This window comes from Acinetobacter sp. 826659 (assembly GCF_000588515.1).
GTDB classification, from domain to species: domain Bacteria; phylum Pseudomonadota; class Gammaproteobacteria; order Pseudomonadales; family Moraxellaceae; genus Acinetobacter; species Acinetobacter pittii.
In genome coordinates, this window is sequence record NZ_JFYD01000004.1 from 388,943 (window position 1) to 410,462 (window position 21,520).

The 21,520-nt window shown below is 40.2% G+C and carries 18 protein-coding genes and 1 tRNA gene; 2 read left to right on the top strand and 17 right to left on the bottom strand.

The window, feature by feature from the left end:
• The first annotated feature begins 61 nt into the window (after positions 1–61).
• Positions 62–955, top strand: a complete 894-nt coding sequence (locus tag J663_RS10915) for a hypothetical protein (protein WP_033849637.1) — start codon at positions 62–64, stop codon at positions 953–955.
• A gap of 86 nt (positions 956–1,041) precedes the next feature.
• Here J663_RS10915 and htpG read toward each other — a convergent pair whose 3' ends face one another.
• The 5 genes from htpG to J663_RS10940 form a co-directional block, all read right to left on the bottom strand.
• Positions 1,042–2,961 carry a molecular chaperone HtpG gene (gene htpG / locus J663_RS10920; protein WP_033849639.1) on the bottom strand — a complete coding sequence of 640 codons (1,920 nt, stop codon included), beginning with the start codon at positions 2,959–2,961 and terminating at the stop codon, positions 1,042–1,044.
• A gap of 101 nt (positions 2,962–3,062) precedes the next feature.
• Positions 3,063–3,416 (bottom strand): lysozyme inhibitor LprI family protein, encoded by a 354-nt coding sequence (locus J663_RS10925; RefSeq protein WP_033849641.1) that lies wholly within the window; start codon positions 3,414–3,416, stop codon positions 3,063–3,065.
• A gap of 187 nt (positions 3,417–3,603) precedes the next feature.
• The gene (locus J663_RS10930) at positions 3,604–4,188 is read right to left on the bottom strand and encodes an OmpW/AlkL family protein (protein WP_033849642.1); all 585 of its coding nucleotides are present in this window, start codon (positions 4,186–4,188) and stop codon (positions 3,604–3,606) included.
• Between the two features lie 329 nt (positions 4,189–4,517).
• The gene (locus tag J663_RS10935) at positions 4,518–5,942 is read right to left on the bottom strand and encodes a Na+/H+ antiporter family protein (RefSeq protein WP_033849644.1); all 1,425 of its coding nucleotides are present in this window, start codon (positions 5,940–5,942) and stop codon (positions 4,518–4,520) included.
• 101 nt (positions 5,943–6,043) lie between these two features.
• Positions 6,044–6,922, bottom strand: a complete 879-nt coding sequence (locus tag J663_RS10940; protein ID WP_080776836.1) for an alpha/beta fold hydrolase — start codon at positions 6,920–6,922, stop codon at positions 6,044–6,046.
• A 117-nt stretch (positions 6,923–7,039) separates the two neighbouring features.
• Here J663_RS10940 and J663_RS10945 point away from each other — a divergent pair, with 117 nt between their 5' ends.
• Positions 7,040–7,525: a DUF4442 domain-containing protein gene (locus J663_RS10945; RefSeq protein WP_005079397.1), complete on the top strand. Its 486-nt coding sequence runs from the start codon at positions 7,040–7,042 to the stop codon at positions 7,523–7,525.
• Between the two features lie 44 nt (positions 7,526–7,569).
• Here the strand turns inward: J663_RS10945 and J663_RS10950 are convergent, their stop codons facing one another.
• The 12 genes from J663_RS10950 to J663_RS11005 all read right to left on the bottom strand — a co-directional run.
• Positions 7,570–7,926, bottom strand: a complete 357-nt coding sequence (locus tag J663_RS10950) for a hypothetical protein (RefSeq protein ID WP_033849649.1) — start codon at positions 7,924–7,926, stop codon at positions 7,570–7,572.
• A 205-nt stretch (positions 7,927–8,131) separates the two neighbouring features.
• Entirely contained in the window at positions 8,132–8,497 is a 366-nt protein-coding gene (locus tag J663_RS10955; protein WP_033849651.1) for a hypothetical protein, read from the bottom strand.
• A 180-nt stretch (positions 8,498–8,677) separates the two neighbouring features.
• Complete coding sequence (gene rpoC, locus J663_RS10960) at positions 8,678–12,871, bottom strand: DNA-directed RNA polymerase subunit beta' (protein WP_002114988.1); 4,194 nt, start codon at positions 12,869–12,871, stop codon at positions 8,678–8,680.
• A gap of 86 nt (positions 12,872–12,957) precedes the next feature.
• Positions 12,958–17,046, bottom strand: coding sequence for a DNA-directed RNA polymerase subunit beta (gene rpoB / locus J663_RS10965; protein WP_033849653.1), 4,089 nt, complete (start codon positions 17,044–17,046; stop codon positions 12,958–12,960).
• A gap of 304 nt (positions 17,047–17,350) precedes the next feature.
• A complete protein-coding gene (rplL, locus tag J663_RS10970; RefSeq protein WP_001229360.1) occupies positions 17,351–17,722 on the bottom strand; it encodes a 50S ribosomal protein L7/L12 in 372 nt (123 codons plus the stop codon).
• Positions 17,723–17,764: 42 nt separating this feature from the next.
• Complete coding sequence (gene rplJ, locus J663_RS10975; RefSeq protein ID WP_002115099.1) at positions 17,765–18,271, bottom strand: 50S ribosomal protein L10; 507 nt, start codon at positions 18,269–18,271, stop codon at positions 17,765–17,767.
• A 311-nt stretch (positions 18,272–18,582) separates the two neighbouring features.
• A complete protein-coding gene (gene rplA, locus J663_RS10980; RefSeq protein WP_005804118.1) occupies positions 18,583–19,278 on the bottom strand; it encodes a 50S ribosomal protein L1 in 696 nt (231 codons plus the stop codon).
• A gap of 3 nt (positions 19,279–19,281) precedes the next feature.
• Positions 19,282–19,710 (bottom strand): 50S ribosomal protein L11, encoded by a 429-nt coding sequence (rplK, locus tag J663_RS10985; RefSeq protein ID WP_001074682.1) that lies wholly within the window; start codon positions 19,708–19,710, stop codon positions 19,282–19,284.
• A 109-nt stretch (positions 19,711–19,819) separates the two neighbouring features.
• Positions 19,820–20,353, bottom strand: a complete 534-nt coding sequence (gene nusG / locus J663_RS10990) for a transcription termination/antitermination protein NusG (RefSeq protein ID WP_002115092.1) — start codon at positions 20,351–20,353, stop codon at positions 19,820–19,822.
• A gap of 7 nt (positions 20,354–20,360) precedes the next feature.
• Positions 20,361–20,801 (bottom strand): preprotein translocase subunit SecE, encoded by a 441-nt coding sequence (secE, locus tag J663_RS10995; protein WP_002114837.1) that lies wholly within the window; start codon positions 20,799–20,801, stop codon positions 20,361–20,363.
• Between the two features lie 75 nt (positions 20,802–20,876).
• Positions 20,877–20,952 (bottom strand) — tRNA-Trp (locus J663_RS11000).
• 60 nt (positions 20,953–21,012) lie between these two features.
• The coding region (locus tag J663_RS11005; RefSeq protein WP_033849655.1) for an EF-Tu/IF-2/RF-3 family GTPase at positions 21,013–21,520 on the bottom strand (508 nt) is incomplete at its 5' end.

A 21,520-nucleotide genomic window follows, 5' to 3' on the forward strand; every position in this document is an offset into this window, starting at 1 on the left:
TTTTAAGATTAGCCTTTTAAAGTATTGTTCTAATTTTATTTTTGATTCCTTATCTTTAAAAATGAATCAATTATCTTCTTCATTTCAAAATAAATCGACAGTCTTCATTTGTATTTATAGTTTAGGTGTATTAGCTTTACTTCCACATACTCAATTTTTTTATAACTCTTTAAAACACCAACGGTCACGGCGTTATCCCTATTCTTCTACGAGTTTCACTAAAGTAAAAACACAATCACTTTCACGCTCACCTTGTGAAGTAGAAGCAAACAATGCTTTAGCTGATACTGGTTTAATTCAAGAGCTTATGGCTGTATTTGGAAATGATACGTTATGGAAACGTGCGACTCAGCCTGAACAAACTTATAAAGCCTTTGGTAAGAAAAAAAAGAAGACCTCATCGGCACAGATTTCGGCTACTAATCCACTGAGTGCAAGCTGGGCCACCATTTCAACATGGATGCCTTTTGAAAATAACCTTGATTTAGGCTCTAACTCTGAGAGTGATGTGTATGTCCAGTTTCTGGCAAAAAAGAAATGGAATTTGAGACATAACATTAGCTTTGATACAGAGCAGATATTTCGCTACGGCTCTACTAGCCGAAACTACACTGAAACCACGCTAAACCTAACGCAAAAAATGCAAGATAACACATTATTTTCTAATAAATTTAATGTAAATAAGAGCGAAAATGAAGATTACAACTGGGGCAATTGGACTTTTCAACAATTTGAGTTTGTAAAAGATAATAGTCTAACTTACGGTATTTATAGCGGTGGCGTATATACCAAAAATGATATTCGACTAAATAGCTGGGGTCCTTATATTTCATGGCGCCAACCGATATGGAGAGATTGGATTTTTATGCAAAATGATCTTAATTTTTTTAACCATATTGATGATGATCCGAAACACCAACTCAGCGTTCAAATAAATCTAGAAGCTAATTTTTAATCACAAATTCCCAAATTGTGGATAACTCTTTCTTTATCCACAAAAAAAAGCCCCTGATAGTCCAGAGGCTTTTTTATATCATAAAATTATTTCAACAATAAGCTATTAATACGTTTCACATAAGCTGCTGGGTCTTCTGGTAAACCACCTTCTGCAATTACAGCCTGATCGAAAATCACGTTTGCCAAGTCATCAAACTGCTCTGAACCTTCAAGTTTTTTCACTAAAGGATGCTCAGGGTTAATTTCTAAAATTGGCTTAATTTCAGGTACGGCTTTCCCCCCTTGTTTTAGCATACGAATAAGTTGTGGAGATAATTCACCTTCACTTGTTACTAAACACGCTGGAGAATCAACTAGTCGTGTAGTTACACGTACTTCTTTAGTTTTAGCCTTTAATGAGTCACTTAGTTTCTCAACAACAGGCTTAAACTGTTCAGCTGCTTGCTCAAGTGCTTTCTTCTCTTCAGCATCTTGCAAATCGCCTAAATCAACAGCCCCTTTCGACACATTCTTTAATGGCGTACCGTCAAACTCTTGAACAAAATTCATTGCCCATTCGTCAACGCGCTCTGCCATTAATAATACTTCAATGCCTTTTTTCTTAAACAACTCAAGCTGCGGCGAGTTTTTCGCTGCTACTAGACTGTCAGCAGTCACATAATAGATGGCTTTTTGGCCCTCTTTCATACGTGCCTTATAGTCAGCAAAAGAAGTCGTTACTTCATCATTTGTTGAAGTCGCATAACGTAATAATTTTAAAATACGTTCACGGTTACCAAAGTCTTCGCCCAAGCCTTCTTTAAGTACTGAGCCAAACTCACTATAGAAAGTCTTGAATTTTTCTTGGTCTTTTTCATCTTCCGATTTAGCCAAACCATCAAGTACAGTTAATACACGGCGTGCATTACCTTCACGAATCGTTTTGACGTCACGGCTTTCTTGCAACAACTCACGGCTAACATTAAGCGGCAAGTCAGCGCTGTCCACTACACCTTGGACAAAGCGTAAATAGTTTGGAATTAAATTATCCGCATCGTCCATAATAAAGACGCGTTTTACATACAGCTTAATTCCTGCTTTTGCTTCACGTGTAAAAATGTCATGTGGCGCTTTACTTGGAATATAGAGTAATTGGGTATATTCCGTACTACCTTCAACACGGTTATGTGCCCAAGCCAGTGGTGCTTCAAAGTCATGAGTTAAGTTTTTATAGAACTCAATATATTGCTCTTCAGTCACTTCGCTTTTATTACGTGTCCATAAAGCACTTGCCGAGTTAATCGCTTCCCACTCGTCAGTTTTGACCATTTGGCCGCCTTTAGGCTCTTCACCTTCAGCAACCTCTTCTTCTTGCCAAACTTCTTTTTGCATTTCAATTGGCAAGCTAATGTGGTCAGAGTATTTATTAACGATTTGCTTAACTTTATAAGATTCTAAATAATCAAGCGCATCATCACGTAAGTGAAGAATAATGTCAGTACCACGGGAAGCCTTATCAATTTGCTGAACTTCAAACTCGCCTGTACCACCACTAATCCAGCGCACCCCTTCAGATGTATCTAGACCCGCACGGCGTGATTCAACCGTAATCTTGTCTGCAACAATAAAACCTGAATAAAAACCCACACCAAATTGGCCAATCAACTGAGCATCTGCTTTTTGATCGCCAGTCAATTTTGACATGAAATCTTTAGTACCTGACTTCGCAATCGTACCTAAGTTATCAATCGCTTCTTGCTGGCTTAAACCAATACCGTTATCAGAGATCGTTAACGTTTTATCTTCTTTATTTAAACTGATTCGTACATGCAAGTCTGGATCATTTTCATAATATTCAGGATGATTAATTCCTTCAAAACGTAACTTATCACATGCATCTGATGCATTAGAGATAAGCTCACGTAAGAAAATCTCAGGGTTAGAATAGAGAGAATGCGTCACTAAATGTAAAAGCTGGGCAACTTCTGCTTGGAAACTATAATTTTGTGATGCTTGTTCACTCATAAATCACTCCTTAAATTTTGAAGCTGTTTGTTCTCGAATGCTTTATGAATGGAGTACTTCTAGAATTTTTCAATCCTGAATATTAAAAATTTTTACTCTAATTAAAATGGGCCGTGGCTTAACACCCTATCTTGCAATATCGTATCTAACTGCTTTTGACGTTGTTGGTAAGCTTTGCTAATACAACTTACATTGGCAGCACAAGCATTTCTTTTTTTCAGCCATTGCTGCTGGGTATCTTTCTGGTTATCTCGCCCACCCATAGGTAAAGCATGCAGAACGATTTGATACGTCGTTGCCATTTTTACATCTGCATCATTTAAAGAACGGTTTTTACAAATACTTTTTTCCGTTTTTGTTTTTACAGCATCGCACGAAAAACTTGCAGCTTGTAAATTTTGAGTAAAAGCAATACCGCTCAAGAGTGCTAAACAAATCACTAATTTGTTATTCATGTTTTTATTCCCATGCTTGTAATGAATAGAAATTAGTTTAGAAAAAAACTTGCAGAAAAGATGTGTAAAACTGTCTGTTTTATGCTTTTTTTAGTGCAAATAAAATTCATAAAAAAACCTCACATAAAATATATGTGAGGTGCCTGAGTCTAGGTTTATTATTATATTTTTCTATTTATTATTATGCTTAAAATTTATAGCTATAACCTAAAGTGTAAACAAAAGGATTAATATCTAAATTAAATTTAGTCCCATCATTTAAAGTAACTTTAGGACTTAAATCAGCATAACGAACATCTACAAATACGCCCCAATTTTTAGCATCAGCAGGTTGGAAGTTAAAACCAACTTGTCCTGCTACACCAAAATCTTCTTTTACATCTTTTACAATACCATCTTCATCCCAAGCAATAAATGCTGTAGCACCAACACCAATATACGGAGTGAAACGAGTCGAATTTTTAAAATGATATTTTGCTGTAATTGTTGGTGGTAATTGTTTAATACGTGCTACCTTATTTCCATTTAACAACACATCGTGATTAACAGGCGTTGCTAATAATAATTCTGCCGAAAATGGAGACTGGCCAAAGAAGTATTCTACTGATGGTGTAAAAGCATATTCATCATCTGCTTCAACTACAGTGTTTTCAGCAAGTGTCGTATCTTCTGATGGCGCAATAACACTACCACCAAATTTCACTTGCCAGTTACCAGCAAAAGTAAAAGAAGACATCCCCATTAATGCAATAACCAAAGCTTTTTTGAACACTTTAATATCTCCAATCTTATTTATATTTATAATAAACATTTATTTTAAAACCATGCAATACTCATTATAAAATTATTTTATAGTTTATTTTTAAACTACTGTTTTAAATAAAATTATATATTATCCAACTATTTTAATAGGTTTTTATCCCAACCTCATTAATCAAGATTATTTTATATTACCAACTATTTTAATATACTTTTAAATTCCGAGTGTTTTAATATAATTTATTTTAAATACATGTTTTATTTAGACAATAAAAAACCTTCTTAATTTAAATCTAATGATCATTATCAAGAAGGTTTATACTTTAATATTTTATAAAAACTTTATAAAACCATTGCAGCGATCCAGCCAAAAATTAATAGCGGAATATTAAAGTGAATAAAGGTAGGTACGACTGTATCCCAAATATGGTCATGTTGCCCATCTACACCTAAACCAGCTGTTGGCCCTAAGGTTGAATCAGAGGCTGGCGATCCAGCATCACCTAATGCTGCTGCTGTACCAATAAGTGCAATCGTTGCTAATGGTGAGAAACCAAACTGCACGCATAAAGGCACGTAAATAACAGCTAATACAGGAACACTTGAGAAAGATGAACCAATACCAATTGTCACAAATAAGCCAATACAAAGCATTAAGAATGCTGCAAGCGCGCGGTTATCTCCAATAATCTCGACTACACCATTTACTAACTGATTAATATCACCAGTATGAGTCATTACTGAGGCGAAACCGGCAGCAGAGATCATGATGAAGCCCACTAAAGCCATCATTCGCATGCCTTGTACAAAGACATCATCTGCATCTTGCCATTTAAAAATTCCGGCAGTAGATAGAACAGCAAAACCGACTAAGCCACCCAAAATCATCGAACCTGAATATAGCTGCGCAGCGAGCGTTAAGCCAATTGCGAGTAGTGCCATCAAGATTGTTTTCTTTGCAATAACTGGTGCTTGCTCTGCTTCATGCTTTAACTCTTCAGCATCTGCTTTTAAGTCGGCTGTTTCAACTTGAGTAGTTGCGCGAATAGGTTTATCTAAATCAATCGTGGTCACAGGCGTAATCGCACGATCAGCATAAATTCTTGGTTTACGATAGCTAATAAATACAGCAACCAAGGTGCCTAACACCATACCTAAAACAGGAATAGCCATGCCAATTGGCATCATTGTCCGATCAACATGTAAGCCGTACGCTGCCCCAATTTTGTTGATATTTCCCATCAGAATCTGTTCAAGGAAAATTGCACCAAATCCAACCGGAAGAAAAATATAAGTACCAACCAAACCTAGCGTAAGTACACAGGCTGCGGCGCGGCGGTCTAATTTTAAATGGTTCATTACCCGTAACAGTGGCGGAACCAGTACAGGAATAAAGGCAATATGAACTGGAATAAGGTTTTGAGAGAAAATAGCAGAAATTAATAAAATACCTAAGAGGAGATACTTCACTTTAGTCTGACGGCTTTTCCCAGCTTCCATTCCCAATAAACCAATCAGCTTATGGGCAAGTAAATCAGGTAAACCAGATTTTGATAGAGCCAGAGCAAATGCCCCTAACACTGCATAGGCAAGTGCAACTTCAGCACCATCGCCAAGACCAGCGTTAAAAGCTTCAACGGTTTGAGAAAGGCTTAAACCTGCTACGAGGCCGCCCACAATGGCAGAAACCACTAAAGTCAGTACGACAGAAACGCGCGCCAGTGATAATAAGAACATCACTGCAATCGCAATAACGACAGCATTCATGAATAAGTTCAGAGCAAAACAAAAGGCGATATTCTAGCAGATTCATATCTATGAAGCCGAAAATATCGCCGAATTAACAGTTTTATGCAGTTATTTCACTGTTACGCTTGAGCTTTAATAAACTCACGAATATGAGTTGCTATTTTCTCTGGCTCACTCAGAATGGCCCAGTGATTTGCGTTAAGCTCTACATATTCAAATTTTTCAACCCACTTTGGCATAGCTTCAGTGATGTATTCTGGGCTTACAAAGGTATCATATTTTAAAATAACAGCCTTAACTGGACACTGTGCATAACGTTGACGTGGGCCAGTTAAGCGGGGAATAAAATTGGCACGATATAAATTAATGCCATATTTACCATCAGCATTAATATTATTATTTAAAGGTAAATTACTTTTCCTTTCCAACTGAGTAAGAACTTTACCCCATTTTTCAGGACTAAATAGAGACCATACGGTGGGTGCTAATAATGGAAGATGAAATGCCCCGATATACCAAGATTTGGTTAATATTTTTAAGATTTGAGCTGGTGAAGATTTAAATTTATCACGTAAAAATAAAGCGGCATGATCAAGACATGGTCCAGAAATGGTGGTGTATGATAATAAACGACCTTTGAACTTAGGCTCAGTGACCGACTCCCAAGACTGAATCGAACCCCAATCATGTGCAGCCATATGGAATTGACGATTTGGCAATAACTCATCAATAACTTCTTGGAGATCTAGAGATAAACGCTCTAAACGGTAATCACGTATACGTTTTGGTATAGATGACAAACCAGCTCCACGTACATCGTAAGTAACAATATAGAAGTCATTAATCAAATGCTCAATGATTGATTCCCATACTTCTTGATTGTCTGGATAGCCATGTACTAAAACCAAGGGAGTATTTTTTTCGTCACCCCATGTTTTAGCACAAAGCGTTTGTTGATCACTTGTTGTTACTGTATGAACTTTTGGCTGCATAATCATTTCCTATCTTGTTTTTCAATCGATCATGTCGTTAGTCGGATAGAGCATTGCCATCAATATTAAAAAGATGATACTTATCTAGTATGAATACTGTTGCAATAAAAAAAATTGACTATTATGGCTATTTTAAGAAGACTGCAGAACAATCCTACGATTTCAAAATTTCTATTTAATCACTATCCCCCTTATCGTGGCGCAGGGATTTATATTGAAATCATGAATTTAGAACTTTGCCATGTGCGTGTAAAGATGCCGCTGACTTGGAAAAACCAAAATTTAGTCGGTACACATTTTGGTGGAAGCCTTTATTCAATGGTTGACCCATTTTATATGATGATTCTTATGCATCATCTCGGATCAAAATATATTGTTTGGGACAAAGCTGCCGAAATCAATTTTCTTTCTCCAGGACGCAGTACTGTACATGCAGATATTCGAGTTGATTTAGCTGAAATAGAACAAATTCGTGAACTTGCCGAGAACTATGAACCTGTTTTAAGAACTTATCATCTAAACATTTTTGATGAATCTGGGGTAAGAATTGCAGAGGTTCAAAAAACGCTTTATATCAGACGTAAAAAGGCGAAACCTTTCCCTCAATAAAAAAATAAGCGCTTTTAGCGCTTATTTTTTTATTTGCTAAATTTTTATCTTTTTTCTTCAATCGCAGCACCAGCACCACCACCGATCGCACCACCAATTGCAGCACCAGAGTCACCACCGATCAGTGCTTTACCTACTACAGAACCGATACCAGCACCAATCGCACTCTTAGTCGTTGTCTGTTTACTACCACCTTGGCTATTTGAACCAACACCAGCACCTACTGCTGCACCTAAGCCTGCACCAACACCACCGCCTACATGGTTACCTAAACCGCCACCTAGTGCACCACCTGCTGCTGCTGCACCAATACGCTGGTCAGATGGACTCATATTTTGGCAGCCCGTAAACACAAGCGTAGACAACATTAAAGCAGAAACTAATCCAATTGTTTTTTTCATGACCGTTCTCACAATGATCTGTTCTAGAGAAAAGAATAATCCCCTTTTATGAGGAATTTAGTCAGATTGTGTTATCCATCTGTCCCAATCGATTGATATTTTGTAAAGCTCTGCCTTTTATATTTATTAAGCAAAATTTTAATTATAAAAAAGAAGTCCTTAATAAGTTAAAGACTTCTAGGTTTAGATATTATTAAGAATAGTTTTAGTACTTCCCTTTCTTCTCTTCATAGGCTGCACCAGCACTACCACCCAATGCTCCGCCTGTAGCAGCACCAGCATCGCCACCAATAATTGCTCCACCTAATACTGCGCCGATACCAGCACCAATTGCACTATTACGTACGGTTTTACTGCTAGACCCTTTTGCATTAGCCGCAACACCTGCACCGAGTGCCGCTCCTAGACCTGCACCGATATTACCGCCCACGTGTTTTCCTACCGCACCACCTGCGCCACCACCAATAGCAGCTGAACCAATACGTTGACTTTCTGGGCTTGCATTCTGACAACCAACAAACAAAGTTGTAGACATCAGGCCAATACTAACAATCATCATCATTTTTTTCATTAGATTTACTCCAGTCTTCATAAGCAGGTAGCCTAATGTGTTTTTGTGGAGTCTTTATCCCGCTTAAGTAATAAAATAATTGCTCTTTAATATATTTATGTAATTACAATTTAAAATTGTTATAAATAAATATAAATAAAAAAGGCACCCTAAGGTGCCTTTTTTAGTGCCATTCTAAACTTAGAATTGTTCAGAGTTTAATGCTTGGCTGAATGCTTGGTCTACTTCGCTGAAGTCATTATGAAGCTCATGCTCTGCAGCTTCTGCTTCTTGACGACGACGCTCTAAGTGGTACGCAAGACCAGTACCTGCTGGAATCAAGCGACCTACTACAACGTTTTCTTTCAAGCCACGTAAATCATCTTCTTTACCTGTTACAGCCGCTTCAGTTAACACACGAGTTGTTTCCTGGAACGATGCAGCAGAGATGAACGAGTCAGTAGAAAGCGACGCTTTAGTAATACCCATCAATTGACGTTCAAACTTCGCAGGGAACTTGTTCTGAGCCAAGACAGCTTGGTTCTCTTGAACAACACGGATGTAATCCACTTGCTCGCCTTTGATGAAGCTTGTATCACCGCCATCAGTGATATCAACTTTACGCAACATTTGACGTACGATAACTTCAATATGCTTATCGTTGATTTTTACACCTTGGAGACGGTAAACGTCTTGAACTTCGTTCACGATGTAGTTAGTTAATGCAACTTCGCCCTTCAAACGCAAGATGTCATGCGGGTTTTGTGGACCATCAGAAATAGTCTCACCACGGTTTACATGCTCGCCTTCGAATACGTTGATTTGACGCCATTTTGGAATCAATTCTTCGTAAATCTCAGAACCATCATCAGGAGTAATTACCAAACGGTTTTTACCCTTAGTCTCTTTACCGAAGCTTACAACACCTGATACTTCAGCAAGAATCGCGTGCTCTTTTGGCTTACGCGCTTCGAACAAGTCAGCTACACGCGGAAGACCACCGGTAATATCACGAGTACGTGATGTTTCTTGTGGTACACGACCAATAACGTCACCCACACCAATCGTTTCGCCATCACGGACAGTTACGATTGTGTTTTGTGGTAAGAAGTAGAACTGTTCGCCGCCATCTGTTGTATCTAACACAATTGCAGGACGTAGATCTTTACCAGAAGCAGGACGAGCTGTTACAGGCAAGATTTCAACAGTAGTCATACCAGTTGCATCATCAGTTTTCGATGTTGCAGTTACGCCATCAGCGATTTGGCTGAAACGCGCTTTACCAGCAACTTCTGTTACTAATGGATGTGTATGCGGATCCCAAGTCGCTACGATACCGCCAGCTTCTACAGCTTCACCATCTTTCAACAAGATGCTTGCACCGTAAGGAAGTTTGTAACGCTCACGCTCACGACCTAAATCATCGGCAATACCAATTTCACCTGAACGTGAAACTGAAACCAAGTGGCCTTTTGCATGTTGTACAGTTTTCACGTTATGGAAACGTACAGTACCTTTGTTACGTACTTGAACACTGTTCGCAGCAGAAGTTCGGCTCGCAGCACCACCTACGTGGAAGGTACGCATCGTTAACTGTGTACCTGGCTCACCGATTGACTGTGCAGCCATTACACCTACTGATTCACCTGGGTTTACCAAGTGACCGCGTGCAAGATCACGACCATAACAACGAGCACACACACCGAATGTTGATTCACATGCGATTACAGAGCGCACTTTAACTTCATCGACCCCAGCCTCTTCAAGCTGAGCTGCGATTTTCTCGTCAATTAACGTACCACGAGGTAATACAACTTCATCATCAGATGCACGACGTACGTCTTCAGCAGTTACACGACCTAATACGCGGTCACGTAATGGCTCGATGACATCACCACCCTGAATGAATGGAGTCATTACTAAACCACCCGCTGTACCACAGTCAGGTTCAGTAATTACCAAGTCTTGCGCTACGTCTACAAGACGACGAGTCAAGTAACCAGAGTTCGCAGTTTTCAATGCTGTATCGGCCAAACCTTTACGCGCACCGTGTGTTGAAATAAAGTACTGAAGTACTGTTAAACCTTCACGGAAGTTCGCTTTAATCGGAGTCTCAATAATCGAGCCATCCGGTTTTGCCATCAAACCACGCATACCAGCAAGCTGACGAATCTGTGCCGCACTACCACGGGCACCAGAGTCAGACATCATATAGATGCTGTTGAATGATTTTTGTTTCTCGTCTTCACCTTGTTTGTTTTTAACAAGTGTATAAGACAAGTTATCCATCATTGCTTTAGCAACTTGGTCGTTTGTACGCGCCCAGATATCGACAACTTTGTTATAACGCTCACCAGCAGTTACGAAGCCTTGTTCGAACTGTTGTTCGATTTCACGAACTTCTGTTTCTGCTTTATCAATAATCGTGTGCTTAGTAGGTGGAATGAGCATGTCTTCCATACCTACAGATACACCTGAACGAGTCGCTTGACGGAAGCCCAAGTACATTAATTGGTCAGCAAAGATAACTGTATCTTTCAAACCAAGTTTACGGTAGCAAGAGTTGATCAATTTAGAGATGTTCTTTTTAGTCATCTCAAGGTTGATCATGTCAAAGCTTAAGCCTTGTGGAACAATTTCCCAAAGCAAACAACGACCAGGTGTTGTATCAACAATAATAGTTTGGTGTTCACGTTCACCATTTTCATTGATAACAGTTTGGTGTACACGTACTTTAACACGCGCATGGATTGCAACTTGACCAGTAGCAAGTGCACGGTTTACTTCATGAGTATCCGCGAACACCATGCCTTCACCTTTAGCATTTACGGCATCACGTGTGATGTAGTAAAGACCCAAGACAACGTCCTGAGAAGGAACGATGATTGGCTCACCGTTTGCTGGTGACAAGATGTTGTTTGTTGACATCATCAATGCACGAGCTTCTAACTGTGCTTCGAGTGTCAATGGAACGTGTACCGCCATTTGGTCACCATCGAAGTCGGCGTTAAACGCAGCACAAACGAGTGGGTGAAGACGGATTGCCTTACCTTCAATAAGAATAGGTTCAAATGCTTGAAGACCTAAACGGTGAAGTGTTGGCGCACGGTTCAACATGACTGGATGTTGACGAATTACAGAAGCAAGAACGTCCCAAACTTCCGGAGTCTCACGCTCAACCATTTTCTTCGCAGCTTTAATGGTAGTCGCCTGACCTGAAGCTTGTAGCTTCGCGAAAATGAATGGCTTGAATAATTCAAGTGCCATTTTCTTCGGAAGACCACATTGGTGAAGACGTAAAGTAGGGCCTACAGTAATTACCGAACGACCAGAATAGTCAACACGCTTACCTAATAAGTTTTGACGGAAACGACCTTGTTTACCTTTGATCATATCTGCCAAAGATTTTAATGGACGTTTGTTAGAACCAGTAATCGCACGACCACGACGACCGTTATCAAGCAATGCATCTACAGACTCTTGTAACATACGTTTTTCGTTACGTACGATGATATCTGGAGCAGCAAGGTCAAGAAGACGCTTCAAACGGTTGTTACGGTTAATGACACGACGATATAAATCGTTCAAGTCAGAAGTCGCGAAACGACCACCTTCAAGTGGAACTAATGGACGTAAATCAGGTGGAAGTACAGGAAGTACATTCATCACCATCCATTCTGGCTTGTTGTTTGAATCTTTGAATGCTTCCATCAATTTCAAGCGCTTAGACGCTTTTTTCAACTTCGTTTCAGAAGTTGTTTGAGGGATTTCTTCACGTAAACGTGCAATTTCAGCTTCAAGATCGATATCTTTCAACAAATCCTGAACCGCTTCTGCACCCATTTTCGCAGTGAATTCATCACCGTGTTCTTCAAGTGCATTGAAGTATTCTTCGTCTGTTAAAAGTTGATACTTTTCAAACGGAGTCATACCAGGGTCAGTTACAACGTATGATTCAAAATACAATACACGTTCGATATCACGAAGTGTCATATCAAGTAATAAACCGATACGGCTCGGTAAAGATTTTAAGAACCAGATATGTGCAACTGGAGAAGCAAGTTCAATGTGACCCATACGTTCACGACGAACTTTCGCTGTAGTTACTTCAACGCCACATTTTTCACAAATGACGCCTTTGTATTTCATACGCTTGTATTTACCACACAAGCATTCGTAATCTTTTACTGGACCAAAAATTTTGGCACAGAACAAACCATCACGTTCTGGTTTAAAGGTACGGTAGTTAATTGTCTCAGGTTTTTTAACTTCACCATGAGACCATGACTTAATCATTTCTGGTGACGCAAGACCAATACGGATACGGTCAAACTCAATTGGTGCATGACCATCTGAGTCCGTTTTCTTACGCATGATATCGAGCAAGTCTTTCAATTTTTTTCTCCGTGTGTCGGGAAGCAACGCTTACCCGACTGGGTCACAAATATTGTTTTTACCTAAAAAATCGTGAGTCTTACGACTTAGTCACCATTTTTCAGTTCAATGTTGATACCTAAAGAACGGATCTCTTTGGTCAATACGTTGAACGATTCAGGCATACCCGGATCCATATAATGGTTACCATCTACAATATTCTTGTAGATACGTGTACGACCTTCAACGTCATCCGACTTAACAGTTAACATCTCTTGGAGTGTATATGCAGCACCGTAAGCTTCAAGTGCCCAGACTTCCATCTCACCGAAACGCTGACCACCGAATTGTGCTTTACCACCAAGCGGTTGCTGTGTAACAAGAGAGTAAGAACCTGTTGAACGAGCATGCATCTTGTCATCAACCAAGTGGTTCAATTTGAGCATGTACATGTAACCTACAGTTACAGGACGGTCAAACTGTTCACCAGTACGGCCATCATACAATACAGTTTGACCTGTACGAGAGATACCAGCTAACTCAAGTAAGTCTTTAATTTGACTTTCTTCAGCACCATCAAATACAGGCGTAGCCAAAGGCACACCAGCACGTAAGTTGCCTGAAAGAGCTAAGACTTCAGCATCAGTTAAGCTATCAAGATCTTCTTGCTCACCACCGACTTTGTTATAAATCTTGTCTAAGAATTCACGCAGTTCTAAAACTGTACGCTGTTCTTTCAACTTTTTCTCGATTTTATCGCCAAGCCCTTTAGCCGCCATACCCAAGTGAGTCTCAAGAATCTGACCCACGTTCATACGAGATGGTACACCCAACGGGTTCAATACGATATCTACTGGTACACCGTTAGCATCGTGTGGCATATCTTCAACAGGTAAGATGTTAGATACAACACCCTTGTTACCGTGACGACCAGCCATCTTATCACCAGGCTGAATACGACGTTTAACAGCTAAGTAAACTTTAACAACTTTCAATACGCCAGTTGTTAATTCATCACCTGTAGCAAGCTTACGTTTCTTCTCAGCGAATTTCTCGTCAATTTCTGCGCTCTTTTCTTTTAAGAACACTTGAATTTGAGTTAAACGCTCAGCGATTGCTTCATCTGCCGGTTGAATTTCAAGTAAATCAACAAGCTCTAAACCAGATAACACCTCTTCAACGAGTTTGTCACCACGTTTAGTTGAACCACCGCCATTAGACTCTTGGCCTTTAAGCAAACGAATTACACGCTCACGAGCTGCTTCTTCAAAGATCTTGTATTCTTCTTTCAAGTCTTTACGGTAAGCATCAAGTTGTGCTTTTTCGATCGCCAATGCACGGTCATCTTTCTCTAAGCCATCACGAGTGAAGACTTGAACATCGATAACTGTACCTTTTGTACCAGATGGAACACGTAAAGATGAATCCTTAACATCAGCTGCTTTCTCACCAAAGATTGCACGAAGCAATTTTTCTTCAGGAGTTAACTGAGTTTCACCTTTAGGCGTTACTTTACCAACAAGGATGTCACCTGCTGTAACTTCAGCACCGATATAAACGATACCTGATTCATCAAGTTTAGAAAGTGCAGCTTCACCAACGTTAGGAATATCGGCAGTAATTTCTTCTGCACCTAACTTAGTATCACGCGCTACACAAGATAATTCTTGAATATGAATAGAAGTTAAACGGTCTTCTTGAAGTACACGCTCAGATAATAAGATCGAGTCTTCATAGTTGTAACCATTCCAAGTCATGAACGCAACGCGCATGTTTTGACCAAGCGCAAGCTCACCCATATCTGTAGACGGACCGTCTGCCAAGATATCACCGCGAGCAACTTTGTCGCCCAAATTCACGATAATATTTTGGTTGATACAAGTGTTCTGGTTAGAACGCGTATATTTAATGAGGTTATAGATGTCTACACCAGCCTCACCAGCAATCATTTCATCTTCGTTTACACGAATAACGATACGAGAAGCATCTACGTATTCAATTGCACCACCACGATTTGCGATCACACACACACCTGAGTCACGTGCAACGTTCGCTTCCATACCTGTACCTACAAGCGGTTTATCCGCACGTAGAGTAGGAACTGCCTGACGTTGCATGTTTGAACCCATAAGCGCACGGTTCGCGTCATCGTGTTCAAGGAATGGAATAAGTGATGCAGCAACAGATACAACCTGCTGAGCAGAAACGTCCATATGCGTCACTTTTTCTGGTGGCATACGTACGAATTCACCTTGATGACGAACAGAAACAAACTCTTCTGTTAAGTTGCCATCTTTATCTACTGCAGAGTCGGCCTGTGCAATAACAGTACCTACTTCTTCAATAGCAGAAAGGTATTCAACTGCATCAGTTACTCGACCATCTACCACTTTACGGTAAGGTGTTTCCAAGAAACCGAAGTCATTTGCTTTTGCATATACAGAAAGCGAGTTGATCAAACCAATGTTTGGACCTTCAGGTGTTTCAATTGGACATACACGACCATAGTGAGTTTGATGTACGTCACGCACCTCAAAGCCCGCACGCTCACGTGTTAAACCACCAGGCCCAAGCGCTGATACACGACGCTTATGCGTAATCTCAGATAATGGGTTGTTTTGGTCCATGAACTGAGATAATTGGCTTGAACCAAAGAATTCTTTGATTGCAGCAGCAACTGGTTTCGCGTTAATTAGATCTTGTGGAGACAAGTTATCTGTTTCTGCTTGGCTTAAACGTTCTTTAACTGCACGTTCAACACGTACCAAACCAACACGGAATTGGTTTTCAGTCATTTCACCAACAGAACGTACACGACGGTTACCTAAGTGATCGATATCGTCGACTTCACCTTTACCGTTACGGATTTCAACCAATGTACGTAATACATCAATGATATCTTCGTGCGATAAAATACCTTCTACTTCACGTGACTTCTGGTCAGTACCAACTTCGTATGGACGACCCAAACGACGGTTGAACTTCATACGACCTACTGGAGATAAGTCATAACGCTCAGAAGAGAAGAATAAGTTATTGAATAAGTTTTCAGCAGCTTCTTTTGTTGGCGGCTCGCCCGGACGCATTACTTTATAAATTTCAACTAATGCTTCTTCACGACCGGCTGTTGTATCTGCTCGTAATGTATCAGCAACAAACGAACCACGATCAATATCGTTCGTAAACAAGATATTGAACTGTTTAACACCACCTTCTGCCAGTTTCACCATAACTTCATGGCTTAACAACGTATTAGCAGCAATTACTTCACCATCACGTAAAGTAATATTTTCAGCAATGATACGTTCATATAAGTATTCATCAGGAACTGAAAGTTTTGTTAAACCAGCAGCTTCCATTTGACGTACATGACGAGCATTGATACGTTTACCTTGCTCAACAATAACTTTACCGTCATTATCAGCAATATCAAATTGTGCCATTTCCCCACGTAAACGCTCAGGTACTAGGTCAATTTGGTAACTGCCCATGTCAAGATACACAGGTACTTTTTCATAGAACAAATTCAAGATTTGTTCGTTGTTATAACCTAATGCACGCAACACAACAGTAGCAAGTAATTTACGACGACGGTCAATACGTACGTAAACCAAGTCTTTTGCATCAAATTCGAAGTCTAACCATGAACCACGGTAAGGAATGATACGTGCTGAATACAACACTTTACCACTTGAGTGAGTTTTACCTTTATCGTGATCAAAGAAAACGCCTGGTGAACGATGTAATTGAGATACGATTACACGCTCAGTACCATTAATGACGAATGTACCGTTTTCAGTCATGAGTGGAATTTCACCCATATAGACTTCTTGTTCTCGTACGTCTTTAATTGATTTAGTTTCGCGATCTTTAATAATCAAACGAATTTTAACGCGCATTGGTGCCGCATAAGTCGAACCACGAAGAATACATTCGCGTACATCGAACTCAGGTTTACCAAGGCTATACTCAACAAATTCTAAAGCAGCATTGCCAGAATAACTTTCGATAGGAAAAACTGAACGAAATGCGGCTTGGAGACCGATATCTTCGCGGTTTTTTGGAGTTTTGCCATCTTGCAAGAATGTTCTGTACGAATCGACCTGAATCGAAAGTAAGTACGGTGCATCCATTACTTGGGGCAATTTACCAAAATTCTTACGGATCCGTTTCTTTTCGGTATATGAGTATGCCATCTGGAGTCCTCGGAAAGTAAACTAAGCCCGCCTGCAGAACGGGCTCAGAAGGAATTACGCAGGCCGATATGGCCACCACTGTTTACAAATGCTGCAATTTTTAGTGGTATAAAAACGCTTAACAATATTTTTAAAAAAGAAAAATATTGGTAAACATTTGAAATTACTTGTCTTATTTTGATTTTCTCAAAAATCAAACAAAACTAACAAAAATCGAGCCGATTATTGTAACGCAAAAAGGCTGATGACCCAAGAGCCATCAGCCATTTTATGGAGCCGATTTAAAAACCGACTCCTTTTACAATTACTTAAGTGTAACTGTAGCACCAGCTTCTTCAAGTTTCTTCTTAAGTTCTTCGCCTTCTTCTTTAGAAACGCCTTCTTTAAGAACTTGAGGAGCACCTTCAACTAGGTCTTTAGCTTCTTTAAGACCAAGGCCAGTTGCTTCACGAACTGCTTTAATTACAGCTACTTTGTTAGCACCGAAAGAAGTCAACTCAACGTTGAATTCAGATTGTTCTTCAGCAGCAGCAGCAGCGCCACCAGCTGGAGCAGCAACAGCAACAGCTGCAGCTGAAACGTTGAATTTCTCTTCGAAAGCAGAAATTAATTCAACAAGTTCAAGAACAGTTTTTTCAGCAACTGCGTTTAAGATTTCTTCGTTAGTTAAAGCCATGAGAATAACTCCAAATGGATATTGAATGGTGTGTAAAATTGATTAAGCAGCTTCTGACTCGTTTTTCTCTTTGAGCGCTGTAATAAGGCGACCCAATTTCGAAATAGGAGCTTGAAGGACAGAGGCAAGCATAGTAAGAGCTTTCTCTTGGTTCGGAAGGTTTGCAATTACGCTAACGTCAGCACCTTGATAAACTTTGCCGTCAAATGCAGCAGCTTTTAATTCAAATGCTTTGTTAGTTTTAGCAAAATCTTCGAACAAACGTGCAGCTGCACCCATGTCATCTTCAGAAGTTGAAAAACCTAGAATTGTTGGACCAACAAGGTTGTCGTTCAAGATATTGAATTGAGTATCTTGAAGTGCGCGTTTAGCTAAAGTGTTACGTACAATACGTGTAGAAACACCTAACTTACGAGCTTCAACACGAAGTGTTGTTAATTGCTCTACGCTTAAACCTTGGTAGTCAGCAACAACGGCTGCAAACGCCTTAGAAGCAACTTCACTTACTTCCGCAACGATCTGTTTTTTGTCTTCAATAAGAAGAGCCATTGTAAAACCTCCTAAGGTGATTTATGTACCCAATGGGCACACTCCCAATTCGTAAGCCTTTCGACTTACACGCGGAGGAGGAACAAATCACACCACCGCGTCTACGCAGGCTGGTTTATTAAGAAAAGTGCTATTCGAAAATGACATCTTTTCGCCTGAGGTCTTTGACGCTGATAAATTCTCATTTATCAATTCAAAGTCCGCCTGATGAGTAAGGGATAAAGCTTTGCCCTACCCAACCAAATAGAAAAATATTTCTATTTAAGTTCTGTCCCCAATCAGGACTTTAAAATTCTTTACTAAGTCTAAACTTAGTTAGAAACGTTGTTTACATCAACAGTAAGACCAGGACCCATAGTTGAGCTCAAAGTGATCTTTTTGATGTATACACCTTTAGAAGTTGCAGGTTTTAACTTTTTCAAGTCAGCAACTAAAGTTTCAACGTTTTGACGGATAGCAGCAGCATCAAAGCCTACTTGACCGATCGCAGCATGGATAATACCCGCTTTGTCTACACGGTAACGAGCCTGACCAGATTTAGCGTTTTTAACAGCATTCGCTACGTCAGGAGTTACAGTACCAACTTTAGGGTTTGGCATTAAACCACGTGGACCAAGAATTGTACCGAGCTTACCAACAACACGCATAGCGTCAGGAGCAGCGATTACAACATCAAAGTCAAGGTTTCCACCTTGGATGCTTTCAGCAAGGTCATCAAAACCTACAACATCAGCACCAGCTTCTTTAGCAGCTTCTGCTTGCGCGCCTTGAGCAAATACAGCTACACGTACAGTTTTACCAGTACCTGCAGGTAATGTAGTTGCACCACGAACAACCTGGTCAGATTTACGTGGGTCTACACCAAGATTTACAGCTACATCCAAAGATTCTTTGAACTTTGCAGCAGGTAGGCTGTTAAGAACTTGTACTGCTTCTTCCAAAGTGTAAACTTTGTTTGCTTCAACAGCAGCAGCAATGGCTTTTTGACGTTTAGTTAACTTTGCCATGTCTTATAGCTCCACTTCCAAGCCCATAGAACGTGCAGAACCAGCGATGGTACGAACACGTGCGTCTAAATCAGCACCAGTTAAATCTGGTTCTTTAGTAGTCGCAATTTCTTCTAACTGAGCACGAGTCAACTTACCAACTTTAGTTTTGTTTGGTACAGATGAACCCTTTTGAATACCAGCAGCTTTCTTAAGAAGAATAGAAGCTGGAGGAGTTTTCATGATAAATGTGAACGACTTGTCGTTGTACACAGTAATCACTACAGGAATTGGAAGACCTGGTTCAACTTTTTGTGTAGCAGCATTGAATTCTTTACAGAATGCCATGATGTTTACACCACGCTGACCTAATGCAGGACCAATTGGTGGAGATGGATTTGCTTTACCAGCTGGAACTTGCAGCTTGATATAGCCGTCAATCTTCTTAGCCATTTTAAAATACCTCTGGGTACAAACGCCGCTAGGCTCCCCAATCTTTACGCAACACTACTGTTACAACAACAATGCCCGATAAAATCGGGCGCTTTTCAACCAATTGAGATTAAATCGTTTTTTCGACTTGGCGAAACTCGAGTTCAACCTGAGTTGGTCGATTAAATACATTAATCGTCAACGTTAAACGTGACTTATCGTATTGAACTTCTTCCACCACACCTTTAAAGTCTGTGAATGGACCGTCAATAACAAGTAATTCTTCACCTGGCTCAAACATCGTTTTAGGACGTGGCGCTTCACCAGTATTACGTACACGCGCAAGAATCGCATCTGCTTCACGTTGAGTGATTGGTGCTGGTTTTTCAGGTGTACCACCGATAAAACCTAGAACCTTTGGACATTCCTTAACGATATGCCAAGTATCATCATTCATTTCCATTTCGACTAACACATAGCCAGGAAAGAATTTACGCTCAGATTTACGTTTCTTACCATCCTTCATTTCTACCACTTCTTCGGTAGGAACAAGGACATCACCAAAGCTATCGGCAACAGCGCTACGCTGGATTCGTTCTGTAAGTGAACGCATCACTTGTTTTTCATAGCCAGAGTAGGCATGAATAATGTACCAACGTTTCATAGCTCTTTTACCCGATAATCAACTTAATTAACCAACCCAAACCATAGTCAAAGCACCATAAAACCAATGATGCAACAACTACAACCAATAGAACCTGCCACGATGTAGTGACTGTTTCTTGTTTTGTTGGCCAAGTTACTCGACGCAATTCGACTCGTGCATCTTTTAGCAAGCGAACGAAGCCTTTACCTTGATGGGTGGCGTATAATAAACCTAAAGCCACAACGATACAAGCAAAAATTGCCCCAACGCGCACCCAAACATTATTTGCAGGTGCCCAATACGCTGGCAAATGCTGATTCACCATGGTAGCTAAAAGCAACAATGCTATTGCTATCACCCATAGAACAATATCTAAAGGCGAACCAGAACGAACAACTTCAGCAGAATTATTTCTTTGAGGAATTGGCGCGTCGCTCAATGCGTCACGCGATTTATCATTCGACATTTTTGTACTCGTCGTAGAACTCGCGACTTATTATATGAACAACTAAGCCAGCATCAAGCTTTTTATTTCAAAATATGGCAGGGCAGGAGGGACTCGAACCCCCAACATTCGGTTTTGGAGACCGACGCTCTACCAATTGAACTACTGACCTATAATGCAAGTTGAGAGCCAAAGCCCTCAACCTGAGACGTAATCCGTCACTATAATATGCTTATGCAGTTACTTTCGCAACAACACCAGCACCTACAGTACGACCACCTTCACGGATCGCAAAACGTAGACCTGGGTCCATTGCGATTGGGTGGATTAATTCTACTGACATTTCAACGTTGTCGCCTGGCATAACCATTTCAACGCCGTCTTGTAATTGGATCGCACCAGTTACGTCAGTTGTACGGAAGTAGAACTGTGGACGGTAACCATTTAAGAATGGAGTGTGACGACCACCTTCTTCTTTAGAAAGTACGTATACTTCTGCGTCGAATTTAGTGTGCGGCTTGATTGTACCTGGTTTAGCAAGTACTTGACCACGTTGTACGTCTTCACGCTTAGTACCACGAAGTAAGATACCACAGTTCTCACCTGCACGGCCTTCGTCAAGAAGTTTACGGAACATTTCTACGCCAGTTACAGTTGTTTTAACTGTATCTTTAATACCAACGATCTCTACTTCTTCACCAACTTTAACGATACCAGCTTCTACACGGCCTGTTACTACA

Coding starts and splice junctions, on each gene's coding strand:
- J663_RS10915 (WP_033849637.1), top strand. CDS start 62: ATGAATCAATTATCTTCTTCATTTCAAAATAAATCGACAGTCTTCATT.
- htpG (WP_033849639.1), bottom strand. CDS start 2,961: ATGAGTGAACAAGCATCACAAAATTATAGTTTCCAAGCAGAAGTTGCC.
- J663_RS10925 (WP_033849641.1), bottom strand. CDS start 3,416: ATGAATAACAAATTAGTGATTTGTTTAGCACTCTTGAGCGGTATTGCT.
- J663_RS10935 (WP_033849644.1), bottom strand. CDS start 5,942: ATGAATGCTGTCGTTATTGCGATTGCAGTGATGTTCTTATTATCACTG.
- J663_RS10940 (WP_080776836.1), bottom strand. CDS start 6,922: ATGATTATGCAGCCAAAAGTTCATACAGTAACAACAAGTGATCAACAA.
- J663_RS10945 (WP_005079397.1), top strand. CDS start 7,040: ATGGCTATTTTAAGAAGACTGCAGAACAATCCTACGATTTCAAAATTT.
- J663_RS10950 (WP_033849649.1), bottom strand. CDS start 7,926: ATGAAAAAAACAATTGGATTAGTTTCTGCTTTAATGTTGTCTACGCTT.
- J663_RS10955 (WP_033849651.1), bottom strand. CDS start 8,497: ATGAAAAAAATGATGATGATTGTTAGTATTGGCCTGATGTCTACAACT.
- rpoB (WP_033849653.1), bottom strand. CDS start 17,046: ATGGCATACTCATATACCGAAAAGAAACGGATCCGTAAGAATTTTGGT.
- rplL (WP_001229360.1), bottom strand. CDS start 17,722: ATGGCTTTAACTAACGAAGAAATCTTAAACGCAGTTGCTGAAAAAACT.
- rplJ (WP_002115099.1), bottom strand. CDS start 18,271: ATGGCTCTTCTTATTGAAGACAAAAAACAGATCGTTGCGGAAGTAAGT.
- rplA (WP_005804118.1), bottom strand. CDS start 19,278: ATGGCAAAGTTAACTAAACGTCAAAAAGCCATTGCTGCTGCTGTTGAA.
- rplK (WP_001074682.1), bottom strand. CDS start 19,710: ATGGCTAAGAAGATTGACGGCTATATCAAGCTGCAAGTTCCAGCTGGT.
- nusG (WP_002115092.1), bottom strand. CDS start 20,353: ATGAAACGTTGGTACATTATTCATGCCTACTCTGGCTATGAAAAACAA.
- secE (WP_002114837.1), bottom strand. CDS start 20,801: ATGTCGAATGATAAATCGCGTGACGCATTGAGCGACGCGCCAATTCCT.